The 277-nt window shown below is 35.7% G+C and carries 1 protein-coding gene; it reads right to left on the reverse strand.

The features are described from left to right. Window positions 1-277 (reverse strand): response regulator (locus SB658_RS23640; protein ID WP_410602739.1); only part of this gene is annotated, 277 nt, incomplete at both ends.

Here is a 277-nt window from a genome sequence, read left to right on the forward strand (position 1 = left end):
GCCTTACCGCTCACTTGACGAATATGGCTCGTTAAATTCTCCATATCAAATGGTTTTAATATGAAATATGAAGCACCTAAGTCAACTGCTTTTGTCGTCACATCTTCTTGTCCAAATGCTGTCAACATAATTACGCTAGGCTGTCTTAGCCTTTCAATATTTCGCATTTTCTCTAGTACAGCTAAACCATCTAAATGTGGCATAATAATGTCTAAAACAAGTACATCCGGCTGCTTATCATTTAATAAATTTAAACACTCTTGACCATTATAAGCAG

The sequence above is a fragment of the Bacillus sp. SIMBA_008 genome (assembly GCF_046535495.1).
Lineage (GTDB): Bacteria > Bacillota > Bacilli > Bacillales > Bacillaceae > Bacillus > Bacillus subtilis.